The organism is Streptomyces albospinus (assembly GCF_014648695.1).
GTDB classification, from domain to species: domain Bacteria; phylum Actinomycetota; class Actinomycetes; order Streptomycetales; family Streptomycetaceae; genus Streptomyces; species Streptomyces albospinus.
Genome location: NZ_BMRP01000042.1, coordinates 19,983 through 33,160 on the forward strand (window position 1 = coordinate 19,983; position 13,178 = coordinate 33,160).

The 13,178-nt window shown below is 72.3% G+C and carries 13 protein-coding genes; 10 read left to right on the forward strand and 3 right to left on the reverse strand.

Going from position 1 to position 13,178, the window contains the following annotated elements; genetic code table 11:
- Nucleotides 1-247: 247 nt before the first annotated feature.
- Entirely contained in the window at nt 248-952 is a 705-nt protein-coding gene (locus IEZ17_RS33885; RefSeq protein ID WP_189306956.1) for a TetR/AcrR family transcriptional regulator, read from the reverse strand.
- Nucleotides 953-1,314: 362 nt separating this feature from the next.
- Here IEZ17_RS33885 and IEZ17_RS33890 point away from each other — a divergent pair, with 362 nt between their 5' ends.
- Both IEZ17_RS33890 and IEZ17_RS33895 read left to right on the forward strand, forming a co-directional pair.
- A complete protein-coding gene (locus tag IEZ17_RS33890; protein WP_189307017.1) occupies nt 1,315-2,805 on the forward strand; it encodes an APC family permease in 1,491 nt (496 codons plus the stop codon).
- Nucleotides 2,806-2,888: 83 nt separating this feature from the next.
- Complete coding sequence (locus IEZ17_RS33895) at nt 2,889-4,544, forward strand: amidohydrolase (protein ID WP_189306959.1); 1,656 nt, start codon at nt 2,889-2,891, stop codon at nt 4,542-4,544.
- 35 nt (nt 4,545-4,579) lie between these two features.
- On the opposite strand, the gene IEZ17_RS33900 is transcribed toward IEZ17_RS33895, so the two are convergent.
- A complete protein-coding gene (locus IEZ17_RS33900) occupies nt 4,580-4,990 on the reverse strand; it encodes an organic hydroperoxide resistance protein (RefSeq protein ID WP_189306961.1) in 411 nt (136 codons plus the stop codon).
- 148 nt (nt 4,991-5,138) lie between these two features.
- Between IEZ17_RS33900 and IEZ17_RS33905 the strand changes: the two genes are divergently transcribed.
- The 6 genes from IEZ17_RS33905 to IEZ17_RS33930 all read left to right on the forward strand — a co-directional run bounded on the left by IEZ17_RS33905 (nt 5,139) and on the right by IEZ17_RS33930 (nt 10,339).
- The gene (locus IEZ17_RS33905) at nt 5,139-5,600 is read left to right on the forward strand and encodes a MarR family winged helix-turn-helix transcriptional regulator (RefSeq protein WP_189306963.1); all 462 of its coding nucleotides are present in this window, start codon (nt 5,139-5,141) and stop codon (nt 5,598-5,600) included.
- A 298-nt stretch (nt 5,601-5,898) separates the two neighbouring features.
- Nucleotides 5,899-6,132, forward strand: a complete 234-nt coding sequence (locus IEZ17_RS33910; protein WP_189306965.1) for an acyl carrier protein — start codon at nt 5,899-5,901, stop codon at nt 6,130-6,132.
- Nucleotides 6,129-7,370, forward strand: a complete 1,242-nt coding sequence (locus tag IEZ17_RS33915) for a beta-ketoacyl-[acyl-carrier-protein] synthase family protein (RefSeq protein WP_189306967.1) — start codon at nt 6,129-6,131, stop codon at nt 7,368-7,370. Before IEZ17_RS33910 ends, IEZ17_RS33915 begins: the two co-directional genes overlap by 4 nt.
- A 44-nt stretch (nt 7,371-7,414) precedes the next feature.
- Complete coding sequence (locus tag IEZ17_RS33920; RefSeq protein ID WP_189306969.1) at nt 7,415-8,314, forward strand: alpha/beta fold hydrolase; 900 nt, start codon at nt 7,415-7,417, stop codon at nt 8,312-8,314.
- 103 nt (nt 8,315-8,417) lie between these two features.
- The gene (locus IEZ17_RS33925) at nt 8,418-9,269 is read left to right on the forward strand and encodes an SRPBCC family protein (protein ID WP_229852896.1); all 852 of its coding nucleotides are present in this window, start codon (nt 8,418-8,420) and stop codon (nt 9,267-9,269) included.
- 380 nt (nt 9,270-9,649) lie between these two features.
- Nucleotides 9,650-10,339, forward strand: a complete 690-nt coding sequence (locus tag IEZ17_RS33930; RefSeq protein ID WP_373300031.1) for a transglycosylase SLT domain-containing protein — start codon at nt 9,650-9,652, stop codon at nt 10,337-10,339.
- A 130-nt stretch (nt 10,340-10,469) separates the two neighbouring features.
- On the opposite strand, the gene IEZ17_RS33935 is transcribed toward IEZ17_RS33930, so the two are convergent.
- Nucleotides 10,470-10,685, reverse strand: a complete 216-nt coding sequence (locus tag IEZ17_RS33935) for a hypothetical protein (protein ID WP_189306973.1) — start codon at nt 10,683-10,685, stop codon at nt 10,470-10,472.
- Nucleotides 10,686-11,238: 553 nt separating this feature from the next.
- Between IEZ17_RS33935 and IEZ17_RS33940 the strand changes: the two genes are divergently transcribed.
- Both IEZ17_RS33940 and IEZ17_RS33945 read left to right on the forward strand, forming a co-directional pair.
- Complete coding sequence (locus IEZ17_RS33940; protein WP_189306975.1) at nt 11,239-11,895, forward strand: transglycosylase SLT domain-containing protein; 657 nt, start codon at nt 11,239-11,241, stop codon at nt 11,893-11,895.
- A 300-nt stretch (nt 11,896-12,195) separates the two neighbouring features.
- The gene (locus tag IEZ17_RS33945; protein ID WP_189306977.1) at nt 12,196-13,074 is read left to right on the forward strand and encodes a lysozyme; all 879 of its coding nucleotides are present in this window, start codon (nt 12,196-12,198) and stop codon (nt 13,072-13,074) included.
- Nucleotides 13,075-13,178: the final 104 nt, after the last annotated feature.

Below are 13,178 nucleotides of genomic sequence, written 5' to 3' on the forward strand. Positions count from 1 at the left end.
GCGGTCGCGCCGGGCCCGTACGACACCGGCACCGGCACCGGGGAAGCCCGGCCTCCGGTGTGCGGCCGGGCCCGGCTCCTCCACTCCTCTCCCGGATTGCCCCTCCCATCGGTGAGCGAGCAGCGGCGGGCCATGACGCCCGAGCACGCACTCCCCCGCCCCGCCTCGACGCACCGACCCGGGGCGACGGTCCGGCACTCCCGCTCGCCCATCGGGCCGGCGGCACCTCCGTCGCCGCGCCCCGGCGTCAGCCCGTCCGCTCCGCCGCCTCCTGGCGCAGCGCCGCGATGAGCAGGTCGAGGGCCGGCTCAACGGCCGAACCGGCCATGTGGGGAAGGTGGTTCCGCACCCGGTGCAGGCTGGGATAGGCGTCGGCGGGCAGGCTGCCGTACGCGGCCTGCCAGGCGTACTCGTCCGCGGCGCGCTGGGCGGGAGCCAGCCGCAGGACGCCGGCGTCGAGGGCCGCGTGGCCGAGGGCGGTGTCCACGAGGGAGTGGTAGTGGCGGACGGCGGTGGCGTCGTCGAAGCCGGCCTGGAGGAGCAGGCCGATGCCCGTGTCGACGGCGCGCTGCTCGTGCGGGCGCCCGGTGACGCGGACGGTGCTGAAGACCGCGACCTGGGGGTGGCGCAGCGCGGACCGGTAGGCGCGCAGGGCGAGTTCGCGCAGGTCGGCGGCCCAGTCGCCGGTGGTCGTGAAGCCCTCCATGGACTCGCCGATGAGCCGGTCGGCGAGCGCGAGGAACAGGTCCTCGGTGTTGCGGAAGTAGCGGTAGACGGCGGACGGATCGGCACCCAGCGCCGCGCCCAGTTTCCGCACGGTGAACGCCTGCGCCCCGTGGGCGTCGATCAGTTCGCGTGCCGTGTCGACGATGAGGTCGACGGACAGGACCACGCCTGCACTGGTCGGCCGGCGCCGTTTGCGCTCGGCCGGTACGCGTTCGCCACCGGTCATCCCGGTCCCCCATTCCGCTGCGGTGCGCTCCGGATGCTGCGTTCGCCCCGGCGCCGGTACGGGCCCGCCGGTGCCCGGGCCAGTTAATCATCAGGTTACGTCAACACCGTTGACACAAGGGCCGCGGGGCGGTTTCATCGGCGCACCGGTCCACACCCCTGGATCCGCGCCGCCCCGCCGCGGCCACGCCCGCCCACCCCCGCGTCCGCGCCCCGGCTCCCCCCTTCCCGCCGCCCGGCCCACCCGTCCAAGGAGTGAGTGCCATGCCCGCCGCAGTTCCCCCAGGGGCCCCGGAGCCCCCCGCGCCCGCAGTGCCCGTACCGCCCTCCGGTCCGCGTCAGGACCCCCGCCCGCCCGGGACGATGCGCCGCTCGCTGGGGGTGCGCGACGGCGTGGCCATCGCGGCGTCGAGCACCGCCGCCACCACGAGCATCGGCATCGGCATGGGCACCCTGGCCGCCTACGCCGGCCGGCAGACCCCGGCGCTGTTGCTGCTGTCCTTCGTGCCGATCCTCGGTATCGCGCTCTCGTACGCCCGGCTCAATCGCACCGAGCCGAACTGCGGCAGCGGCTACACCTGGGTGGGCCGCTCGATAGGCCCCTGGCCCGGCTTCCTGACCGGGTGGGTGGTGCTGGTGGGCAACGTGATCTTCATGGCGTACACCGGTGCGGTCACCGGATCCGTCGTGCTCCAGTTCCTCAACAAGATGGGTCTGGACAGCGTGTTCGGGGTGCGCCTGGATCCGGCGTCGACCGGTATCAGCACCGCGGTCGGCCTGGTCGCGCTGGTGGCCGTCACCGTCACCGCCATCACCGGCGTACGGGCCGCGACCCGACTCCAGATGTGGCTGCTGATCTTCGAGTACGTGGTGCTGCTGGGGTTCTGCGGCGTCGCACTGATCACCGGCGACCAGCCGTTCAGCCTGTCCTGGCTGAACCCGTTCGCGATCGGCTCACCGCAGGGGCTGGCCCAGGGGATGGTGCTCGCGGTGTTCTTCTACTGGGGATGGGACGCGGCGTACAGCGTCAACGAGGAGACCCGGTCCGCCTCCGACGCGGCGCGCGGCGGTCTGATCGCACTGGTCGCGATGCTGGGGCTGTTCCTCGTCGGGGCGTTCGCCTTCCAGCGGGTGATGAGCACCGGCGAACTGCTGCGCAACGGCCCGCAGGCGCTCACCTTCCTGGGCAGCCGGCTGGCGCCGGAGCCCTGGGCCTCGCTCCCGTTGGCCGCGCTGATGTGCTCGGCGTTCGCGTCCCTCCAGTCCAGCGTCATCCCCACGGCCCGCGGCGCGCTGGCGATGGCCCGGGACCGGACGCTGGGGCCGGTCTGGCAGCGCGTGCACCCGCGCTACGGGTCGCCGGCCGCGGGCACCCTGCTGATCATGGCCGTCGCCGCGCTGCTGGCCGTGCTCGCCGTCGGCATCCCCAAGCTCAACGACATGATCCTCACCGCGGTCAACTCCATCGGCCTGACGGTGGCCCTGTATTACGGGCTCACCGCGCTCGCCTGTGCGGTGCGCTTCCGGGGCAGCCTGCGCGCCGGGCCGGTCCGGGCGCTGCGCGACGTGGTGGTGCCCGCGGCGAGCGCGCTGACGCTGTTCGGCCTCGGCGGCTACCTGGTCTGGGACTACGCGACCATGAGCGACCACTTCGCGGCCAGCCCGGACAACGGCTGGTTCCTGCTCACGCTGCCCGCCGCCCTCGTCCTGCTGGGGCTGGCGGTGGCCGCCTGGGCGAAGTGGGGACGCCGGGCCCCGTATTTCCGTACCGGACGGGGGACGGACGCGGACACGATCAACCTGCCGATGGACGACGGCGGTATCGGGCGGGCCCCCGCGCCGTCCGAGGGGTGATCCGGCACCGGCTCCCCCACCGCGTCGGCCCGCCCGCCACCTGGCACCGTCCTGTCAACTCCCTTGTAAGGAGCGCCCGCACCATGGCCACCACCCCCGCCGACCTCGTCTTCCGCGGCGGCCCCGTGCACACCGTCGACCCGGCCCGCAGCAGGGCGAGCGCGGTGGCGGTACGCGGCGACCGCATCGTCGCCGTCGGACCCGACGACCGGGTCCGCGACCTGATAGGGGCGCGCACCGAGGTCGTCGACCTCCGGGGCAAGCTGCTCATCCCCGGCTTCCAGGACGCGCATGTCCACCCCGTCGGCGGCGGGCTGGAGTTGGGGCAGTGCGACCTGAGCGCCGCGGCCAGCGCCGACGCGTACCGCGAGCTGATCGCCCGGTACGCGGCGGCTCGTCCGGAGGCCCCGTGGATCACCGGCGGCGGCTGGTCGCTGGAGGCGTTCCCCGGCGGGATGCCGACCCGGGAATTGCTGGACGCCGTCGTGCCGGACCGCCCGGTGTTCCTCGTCAACCGCGACCACCACGGCGGCTGGGCCAACTCCCGCGCCCTGGAGCGGGCCGGGGTCACCGCCCGTACCCCGGATCCGGCCGACGGCCGCATCGAGCGGGACGCGGCCGGCGAACCGTCCGGGATGCTCCAGGAAGGCGCCATGCGGCTGGTGGGCGATCTGCTCCCGAAGCCGTCGTCGGCGGAGCAGACCGCGGGGCTGCTCCGGGCCCAGCGGCTGCTCCACTCGTACGGGGTGACCGCCTGGCAGGACGCGATGCTCGGCAACGGTCCCGGGACGACCGACCCGGTGCCCGCCTACCTGGCCGCCCGGCGCGACGGGCAGCTGACCGCCCGGGTGACCGGGGCCCTGTGGTGGGACCGCTCCCGCGGCATCGAGCAGCTGCCCGAACTGATCGACCGGAGGCGGGAATTGACGGGCGGCCGGCTGCGGGCCACCAGCGTCAAGATCATGCAGGACGGTATCGCCGAGAACCACACCGCGGCCCTGCTCAGCCCCTATCTGACCGCGTGCGGCTGCCCGTCCGACAACAGCGGGATCTCCTTCATCGACCCCGAGGCGCTGCGGACGTACGTCACCCGGCTCGACGCGGAGGGCTTCCAGGTGCACTTCCACGCCCTGGGCGACCGCGCGGTACGCGAGGCGCTGGACGCGGTGGAGGCGGCGCGCGCCGTCAACGGCCACCGGGACACCCGACCGCACCTGGCCCATCTCCAGGTCGTGCACCCCGACGACATCCCGCGCTTTCGCCGGCTCGGCGCCACGGCCAACATCCAGGCCCTGTGGGCGGCCCACGAACCGCAGATGGACGAGCTGACCATCCCCTTCCTGGGGCGGCAACGCGCCTCCTGGCAGTATCCGTTCGGGGATCTGCTGCGCTCGGGTGCCACCCTCGCGGCCGGCAGCGACTGGCCGGTCAGCTCGGCCGACCCGATCGCCGCGCTCCATGTCGCGGTCAACCGCCGCACCCCGGAGGCCCCGCCGTCGGCCCCGGCCTTCCTCCCCGAGCAGCGCCTCGACCTGGGCGCGGCCCTCGCCGCGTACACGGCGGGCAGCGCCTACGTCAATCACCTCGACGACACCGGGTCCGTGCAGCCGGGCAAGCTGGCCGACCTGGCCGTCCTCGACCGGGACCCGTTCGACGGCCCGGCCGGGGAGATCGCCGCGACCCGGGTGCTCCAGACGTTCGTCGGGGGGCAGCGGGTGTACGCGGCGGACGACGCGTGAACAAGGGGGAAGCGAGGGGCCGGGGGCCGGCCGGGTCACTCGATGACCAGCTCCACGTCGATGTTCCCGCGGGTGGCTTTCGAGTACGGGCAGTACTGGTGCGTGGCCTCGACGAGCTGCCGGCCGGCCTCCCCCGCCAGGGCGTCCGGCAGCTCCACCCGCATCACGACCGCGAGGCCGAAGCCGGTGTCGTCCTTGCCGAGGGAGACCTCGGCGGTGACCGAGACGTCCTTGGTGTCGAGCTTCATCTGCCGGCCGACGTTGGCCATCGCGCTGGCGAAGCAGGCGGCGTACCCGGCGGCGAAGAGCTGCTCCGGGTTGGTGCCGGCGCCGTTGCCGCCGAGGGCCTGGGGCATGGCGAGGGCGAGGTCGAGCCGGCCGTCGGAGCTGACGGCCCGGCCCTCGCGGCCGTTGGCGGTGGCGGCGGCGGTGTACAGCGCGTCCATGGTGTGTTCCTTCCGGTGGATCCGCGGCCGTGGCGGTCCGGGTGACCGGTCACGGCGGGTGCGACGGGGCCAACAGTCGCACACATTTAAATTGCGTGCAACTAAGTTGTGCGCAACTCAATCGCACGCGGCGCGCTAACCTGGAGCCATGGCCACGCTCCCGACGCTCCCGGTACCGGACTCCGACCTGCTCCGCCTCGACCACCAGGTCTGCTTCTCCCTGCATGCCGCCTCGCGCGCATTCGGCAGCGTCTACCGGGACGCCCTCAAGGAGCTGGGGCTCACGTATCCCCAGTACCTGGTCATGCTGGTGCTGTGGGAGCACGGCCCGGAGCCGGTGAAGAGCATCGGCGAGCGGCTGCGGTTGGACTCCGGCACGCTCTCGCCGCTGCTCAAGCGGCTGGAGGCGGCCGGACTGGTGCACCGCGAGCGCAGCCCCGAGGACGAGCGGTCCGTGACCATCCGGCTCACCGAGGCCGGCGAGGCCCTGCGGGAGCGGGCGCTGCCGGTACCGCGCCGGATCATGGCGGCCACCGGCCTGACGGTCGACGAACTCCGCACCCTGCGCAGCCTGTTGGGACGGGTCACCGGCGCGCTCGACGAAGCCTGAGACCACCGGCGGTGCCGCACGGGCCCTCGGGCGGCACCCTCCGACGCTCCACCGGCCTTCGCCCGTACCCCCCGGGACTCCGAGGCGTTAGACAGCAAGCCGCCTTCCGCGGAGCGCACCGTCCGCACGCATGCCTCTCGCCCGCTCCGGCGCGCCCATCACCCCTTTGAGCTACCACGGTTGGGGAGCGCCCAGGACAAAGGCGTATAAAGGGTGGCCAAACCAGCCGGAACCACCGGCGAAATCCGGCCCAGGGCGCGGTTGGCAGCATCGCCTACGAACAGCGGAGGAGCGCCACGTGAATGCGGCAGAAGTTGTCAACACCTTGCTGGAGGAACGATTCGGGGTCACGCCGGGGGAGGTCACCGAGGGCACCGCGCTGCGCAGCCTGCGACTGGACTCCCTCGCCCTGGAGGAGCTCCGGGTGCTCATCGAGGAGCAGCTGGACGTCGATCTCGAAGAGGTGTCGCTGACCTCGCGTGACACCGTGGGTCAGCTGGTGGCGGCCATCGACGGCAAAGTCACGGCGTGACTGCCCGGCGGAAGCCGTTCGCCGCGGCCGTGACCGGACTGGGCCTGGTGACCGCGGCGGGCGTGGGGACGAAGGCCACCTGGCATTCCATCACCCATGACACCGTGCCCGGCGGGGTGTCGTACCAGGACGAACTCGCCGATCTCCCCTGCGACTTCATGTATATGGCCACGGATCTGGACACCACCGAGCTGCTCGGGGTGGCCACCCGGCGGCTGATGGACCGCTTCTCGCAGCTCGCGGTGATCGCCGCGCGGGAGGCGGTCGGCGATGCCGGCCTGGACCCGGAGAGCTGGGACCGCAGCCGGGTCGCCGTGGTCATCGGCTCCGCGCACGGCGGGCTGCCGTTCTACGACCAGCAGTTCACCGCCATGACAGGGCGCGGCGCCCGGCGGGTGTCCCCCAAACTCGCCCCGCTGACCGTGATCAACAGCGCCGCCAGCAGCGTCTGCATGGATCTCGGCGCGCAGGGCCCCAGTCTGGGGGTGGCGACGGCCTGCTCCTCCGGGACCGTCGCGGTGGGTACCGCGCATCAGCTGCTGCGCGCCGGGGTCTGCGACATCGCCATCGCGGGCGGCGCGGAGTCGGTGCTGTCCCGGCTGCTGATCGCCAGCGCCTGCCAGATGAAGGCGGTCTCCACCCGGCGCGACGATCCGGCCACCGCCTGCCGGCCCTTCGACGTGGACCGGGACGGTTTCGTCGTCGGCGAGGGCGCGGGGCTGCTGGTGATGGAGCGACCGGAGGACGCCAGGGCCCGCCGGGCGCCGATCCGCGCGCGGATCGCGGGGTACGGCGCGTCCAGCGATGCGTATGCCGCGGTGGCGCCGGATCCGGAGGGCAAGGGCATCGAGCAGGCGCTGCGCACCGCGATGGCGGACGCGGACGTGCAGGGCGGCGACGTCGGTCATGTGAACGCGCACGGCACCTCGACCGTCGTCAACGACCACGTGGAGGCGATGATGTTGCAGCGGGTGCTCGGCGATCATCCGCTGGTCACCTCCACCAAGGCGATGACCGGGCACACGCTGGGCGCCGCCGGCGGCATCGAGACCGCGCTGACGGTGCTCGCCCTGGAGGAGCAACTGGTGCCGCACACCGCCAATCTGACGGTGCCCGATCCCCGTATCCCGATCGAGGTCGTCCGCGCGGAGCCGCGGCGGGCGGCGTTCGACTGCGCGGTGAAGACCTCGCTGGGCTTCGGGGGCCACAACGCTGCGCTGGTCCTGACCCGCAGCTAGCGCACCCCGACCGCAGAAGCCGGTCTCGCCGGGAAGGAAGAGCCATGAACGAGGAATCGATCCGCTCGTTGTCGGTGCGCGGGGTGTCGTATGCGTACCGGCTGTTGCGGCACCCGGAGCCGGTCACCGAGCCCGCGCTGGTGCTCGGCGGCGCGTTGCAGGGGATGTTCGGCTGGCCGCAGATGGACGAGGAGCTGGGGCCGGTGGCGGATGTGGTGACCGCCGATCTGCCCGGTATGGGCGGTGCGGAACCGCTGCCGCCGGGGCCGAGCATGGAGGTGCTCTGCGCCGCGATCCTGGCCGTCATCGACGATCTCGGCGCCCCGCGGATCAACCTCTTCGGCTTCTCCTACGGCGCGGGCATCGCCTTCAGCTGCGCCCAGCGCTTCCCGGCCCGGATCGCCCGGCTCGTGCTCGGCGGCGTACCGGCAGATGTCGGCGACCCCCAGGTGCACGCGTGGCAGCAGGCCGCCGAGCACCTCTCGCAGGGGGACGCCGCCGCCTTCGCCACCCTGGCCGCCGAAGGGCTGCTCTGCCTCGACGAACGCCGGTACGTCGCCCGCCGGAGGCTGGCTTTCCGCTATGTCCGGCGGGCGATGCTCCAGGCGGCGCTGTACTCGCCGCACGCCGTGGATTCACTGCGCCGGGCGCTGACCGACCGGCCGGACTTCGCCGGCGGGCTGTCCGGCATCCCCACCCTGGTCTTCAGCGGCGAGCACGACACGGTGACCGCCCCGGACCGGCAGCGTGCCTTCGCGGCCACTATCGGGGGCAGTCGCTTCCTGACGATCCCCGACGCGGACCACTGGGTGGTGCTCGAACGTCCGCAGGAGGTCGCGGAGTTGACCGCCCGCTTCTTCACGGACGAACCGCTGGAGACGGCGCCGGCGCTGGTCCCGGCGGCACGCCCCGAGCGGGCCGCGGGGGATCCGGCGTGCGTATGAGGCGGACGGCGTGCGCCGCGCCCGTCGCCGTACGCGACAGCGGCAGGTGCCCCCGGCGTCCGCAAGGGCACCCGCACCGTGGCCCCGAGGAGGGGGCATTCCTGTGAACCCGCACTCCGACACCCTGACCGAGGCCGCCGACGGCCGGACGGCGCTGCGCATGGAGCGGCGGCTGACGCATCCGCCCCACGAGGTCTGGACGGCGCTCACCGACCCGGCGCGGGTGGGGCAGTGGTTCCCCTGCGATGTCGCGGTCGAGCTACGGGCCGGCGGCACGATCACCTTTCTCATGCCGCAGGTGAGCGGGCCCGCCATGACCGGTACGGTCACCGACGCCGAGGAACCCCGGCTGTACGGCTTCACCTGGGGCGATGACCGGCTGCGCTGGGAGATCGCGCCGGAGGCGGACGGCTCGCTGCTGACCTTGGTGCACACCTTCGGCGACCGGTTCGGCGCCGCCAGCTTCGCGTCCGGCTGGCACCTGTGCATGACGGCGCTCTCGCAGCTGCTCGACGGTGAGTCGCCGGCCGTGGAGCCCGACTCGGGCGAGCTGCACGAGGCGTATCTGGAGCAGTTCGATCTCGGGCACGGGGCCGTGGAGGAGACGGCGGAGGGGCCGCGGATCCGTTTCGAGCGGCAGTTGGTACGGCCCGCGGAGACGGTGTGGGCGGTGCTGACCGGGGGTGACGAGCCGGCCACGGGTGAGCGCGCCCCGGAGGGATTCGCCTCAAGGACGACACCGGCCGGGCCGGTCATCGAAGTACGGGAGCCGTCCGTTCTCGCCTACCGCTGCCGTCCGGAGGGGACGGTCCGCTGGGAGCTGGGCCGGGGCACCGGGCACGGCGCCCGCCTGGTCCTGACGCAGACCGGGCCGCGGGGCGCCGACGCGGAGGCGGCGCGGGATGCCTGGCACGACCGCATCGAGCATCTGGCGGCACGGCTGCTGGAGGACTGAGCGGCACCCGCGAGGGGGCGCCGGGGGTGTGACCCGGGCAACTCGGCGGCCCGTCCGGAGGGGGCCGCGCGGGCCGTATCCGGTGATGCCGGGCACGCGACGTACGTCACGTACGAACGCGGCTAGTCGATAACGATCCGGTGTACGCCCTGAATTCCGGCATTTATATCGGGCATTTCGCCCTTACGCACGAAGATGGGTAGTACACGGCATCTTTGCCACCATCCCGGGCCGGCGCTAACCATGTTTCCGGTAGCACCGAGAACGAGCCTGCGGACTCCGCCAGAGCGGCGAGCGCGGCACTGACCCTCGGTCCTCATGGGCCACCGAAGGCCACTCACCCGCCACCCAGCCCTGGAAGAGGTTAGTTCCGCATGCCGATACCCAGCTTCTCCCTGCCCCGCACCGCCCGCTTCACCCGCACGCACAAGGTCTCCGCGGCGCTGGTGGCCACTGCGAGCTGCGCGGCGGCCCTCGCCCTGACCGCGGCGCCGAGCAACGCCGCCGCCCCGGCCGCCCACGCGTCGGCCGCGGTCAAGCCGGTCGCCGCCAACGGCCTGCCGGTCGTGGCGAAGGCGAAGGCGGCCGAGGACAAGAAGCAGGAGAGCGTGTCCGTCGCGGACAGCCTGAAGGTCACCGCCGTCGCCGAGCAGGGCCACGCCGCCCAGCAGGCCGCCAGCCGTTCGACGGAGCGCGCGGAGATAGCGCCGCCGAAGGAGGCCGCGCCCAAGCCGGCCGCCCCGCGCTACGCGGACAACCTGGACGGCTGGATCCGCCAGGCGCTGGACATCATGAAGTCCAAGGGCATCCCCGGTAGCTACGAGGGCCTGCACCGCAACATCATGCGCGAGTCCAGCGGCAACCCCAACGCCGTCAACGACTGGGACATCAACGCGCAGAACGGCATTCCCTCAAAGGGCCTGCTCCAGGTGATCCAGCCCACCTTCGAGACCTACCACGTCGCCGGCACCGCCGACAACCTCACCGACCCGGTGGCCAACATCACCGCCGCGGCCAACTACGCCGCCCACCGCTACGGCTCCATCGACAACGTCAACTCCGCCTACTGAGCGGGAGAACCGAGCCGGCGCGCCCCACCGGTGCCCTGCATCGGAGAAGCACCTCCACGGCAACGGCAATGGCCCTGACCGCACTTCGCGGTCAGGGCCATTGCCGTTGGCGTTGATGCCGATGCCGGCTTCAGTAGCGGTTCCAGTCTCGCGGCGGGCCGCCGAAGAGGGAGTCGAGGACATGGCCGGCGACGCGCAGGCCCTCGCGCTCCCTGGGGGTCAGGGTGCGCTCGTGGTGGCCGCGGTGGTCGCGGTAGTGGTCGACGGGGGCCGCGCCGGCGGCGCCCGTACCGAGGATTCCGGCGGCGGCGAGAACGGCGAGAACGGCGGCGGAACGACGGAACATAAGCACTCCCCTACGGTGAGTGACGGTTGTGTGTGGTCTCACTCTCCGGGACCCCCGGGCGAGCCGCAGCCCGACAGCCCGGACGCTGCCACGAACGGACCAGCGGCGCCGCCGCAGGGACGGATCCGCCGGGGCGCGGCCCTTTCCGCCACCCCCGGAAGGCGAACTAGGCGATTCCGGGCGGCAATTCAGGGTGTGACCCAGGCAACTTCCCCGGGGCGCGAAAGGGGGCCGAACGGGCCCCGGCAGGTGACCCCGGGCACGCGACGTACGTCACGTACGAGTCCGCCTAGTCGACGCCGGGGCGTACCGCGCCGCGAAATACGGGGCGAATAACTGAACAAAACGGTCATCGCGCCACATTTCACGATGATAGGTAGTACAAGGGGTCATTGCCACGATTCAGGTCGGCCGTTAACCATGGATCCAGTCGCACCGAGAGCGGGTCTGCGCCCGACGCCCCGAGGGCGAGCGCGACACGAAGAGCCTCGGTCCGAACGCGCCAACGATGGCCGCCTCCCCGTCCCCCGCACCTGGAAGAGGTCACCCCCGTATGCCCGGTTTCACCCTGCCCCGCGCTGCCCGCATCGCCCGTATCACCCGTACCCACAAGGTCGCCGTGGCCGTTCTCGCCGCCGCCGGCGCCACCACGGGCCTGGCCGTCACCGCGGCCCCCGTCAACGCCGCCCCGGCCGCGCACGCCTCCGCCGCGGTCAAGCCGGTCAGCGCCAGCGGGATGCCCGCCAAGGCCGACAGCGCCAAGGTGGAGCGCCCGGTGCGCGCGTCCGTCGCCGACCGCATCAAGGTCACCGCGGTCGCCAAGCAGGACCGCGCCGCCGAGCAGGCCGCCAGCCGTTCCGCCGAGCGTCCGGCCGCCCCCAAGAAGTACGCCGACAACCTCGACGGCTGGATCCGCCAGGCGCTGGACATCATGAAGTCCAAGGGCATACCGGGCAGCTACGAGGGCCTGCACCGCAACATCATGCGCGAGTCCAGCGGCAACCCCAACGCGGTCAACGGCTGGGACGTCAACGCCGTCAACGGCTGCCCGTCGAAGGGCCTGCTCCAGGTGATCCAGCCCACCTTCGAGGCCTACCACGTCGCCGGCACCGCCGACAACCTCACCGACCCGGTGGCCAACATCACCGCCGCGGCCAACTACGCCGCCCACCGCTACGGCTCCATCGACAACGTCAACTCCGCCTACTGAGCCACCGGCGATGAGGGACGCGACAAGCGATCCGGCAGGATCGGCATAAGAGAGGGCGAAGCGGCGACATGGCGCGTTCGCCGCTGCGCAGGAGAGCGGGCCCCGGCACTGCCGGGGCCCGCCGGCGTTGCACGCGACAAGCCAGGGCAGCCAGACGGGTGAGATGGCCCGGCCGGTCGGCGGACTGAGGGGCTGTCGGGTCTTGGGTTCCGGCAATTCAGCGTATAAGTCTTCTTATCGGCAGAATTCTGCTCAAAGGCTGCCGAAACTGACTCAACCGAAGTCCTTCGGAGGCACGCGATGCCCTTGCGCAGATCCGCACCGGCCCGCCGTACGGTCCCCCTCACGGCCGGAACTCTCGTTTCCCTCTTCTCCGTGCTCGCACTGCCGCTCGTCCTGCCCGGCACCGCCACCGCGTCGCCGGACGCCGGGAAGACGCCCGCCCACCCCGAGCAGGACTGGATGGGTTCCACCATCGCCATGCACGAGGGCATCGAGCAGGCCGCCGACTCCGAGCCGCGGGGCGCCTGGTCGAAGAAGGCCGTGGCCGGTGTCGATGTCTCCAGCCACAACGGCAGGGTCAACTGGCGGAGGCTGCGCCGGCACGGGGTGCGGTTCGCCTACGTCAAGGCGACGGAGGGCACCAGCTACACGAACCCCTACTTCAGCCAGCAGTACCACGGCTCGTACCACGCGGACATGATCCACGGGGCCTATCACTTCGCGCTGCCGGACCACTCCGGCGGTGCCACGCAGGCGAGGTTCTTCGCACACCACGGCGGCGGCTGGTCGCGGGACGGCAGGACGCTGCCCGGTGCGCTGGACATGGAGTACAACCCCTACGGCGCGACCTGCTACGGCAAGAGCCATGCGGGGATGGTGAACTGGATCGGGGACTTCGTCCGGGCCTACCGGGCGGAGACCGGCCGCGACGCGGTCATCTACACCTCGAACAACTGGTGGAAGCGCTGCACCGGCAATTCGGCCCGCTTCGGCCGGACGAACCCGCTGTGGATCCCCCACTACGGCGGCGGCGTCGGCACGCTGCCGGGCAGCTGGCGATTCCACAGCATCTGGCAGCACACCTCCTCGGGGCACACCGTCGGGGACCACAACCGCTTCAACGGGACGTACGGCAGGCTGAAGGTGCTCGCCTACGGGGAGGACGACGACGACTGACCGGGGAGCCTTGCCTGGGGTGAGGCAGCGTCAAGTTCTGCGGGAGTGCGTGGAATTCGCGTACAACCATCCCCACCCGGCCGGTGTCCAACACGGTGCATCAC

Excerpts from the sequence above, each read along its gene's own strand:
- IEZ17_RS33885 (WP_189306956.1), bottom strand. The coding sequence starts at position 952 with ATGACCGGTGGCGAACGCGTACCGGCCGAGCGCAAACGGCGCCGGCCG.
- IEZ17_RS33890 (WP_189307017.1), top strand. The coding sequence starts at position 1,315 with ATGCGCCGCTCGCTGGGGGTGCGCGACGGCGTGGCCATCGCGGCGTCG.
- IEZ17_RS33895 (WP_189306959.1), top strand. The coding sequence starts at position 2,889 with ATGGCCACCACCCCCGCCGACCTCGTCTTCCGCGGCGGCCCCGTGCAC.
- IEZ17_RS33900 (WP_189306961.1), bottom strand. The coding sequence starts at position 4,990 with ATGGACGCGCTGTACACCGCCGCCGCCACCGCCAACGGCCGCGAGGGC.
- IEZ17_RS33905 (WP_189306963.1), top strand. The coding sequence starts at position 5,139 with ATGGCCACGCTCCCGACGCTCCCGGTACCGGACTCCGACCTGCTCCGC.
- IEZ17_RS33920 (WP_189306969.1), top strand. The coding sequence starts at position 7,415 with ATGAACGAGGAATCGATCCGCTCGTTGTCGGTGCGCGGGGTGTCGTAT.
- IEZ17_RS33935 (WP_189306973.1), bottom strand. The coding sequence starts at position 10,685 with ATGTTCCGTCGTTCCGCCGCCGTTCTCGCCGTTCTCGCCGCCGCCGGA.
- IEZ17_RS33940 (WP_189306975.1), top strand. The coding sequence starts at position 11,239 with ATGCCCGGTTTCACCCTGCCCCGCGCTGCCCGCATCGCCCGTATCACC.
- IEZ17_RS33945 (WP_189306977.1), top strand. The coding sequence starts at position 12,196 with ATGCCCTTGCGCAGATCCGCACCGGCCCGCCGTACGGTCCCCCTCACG.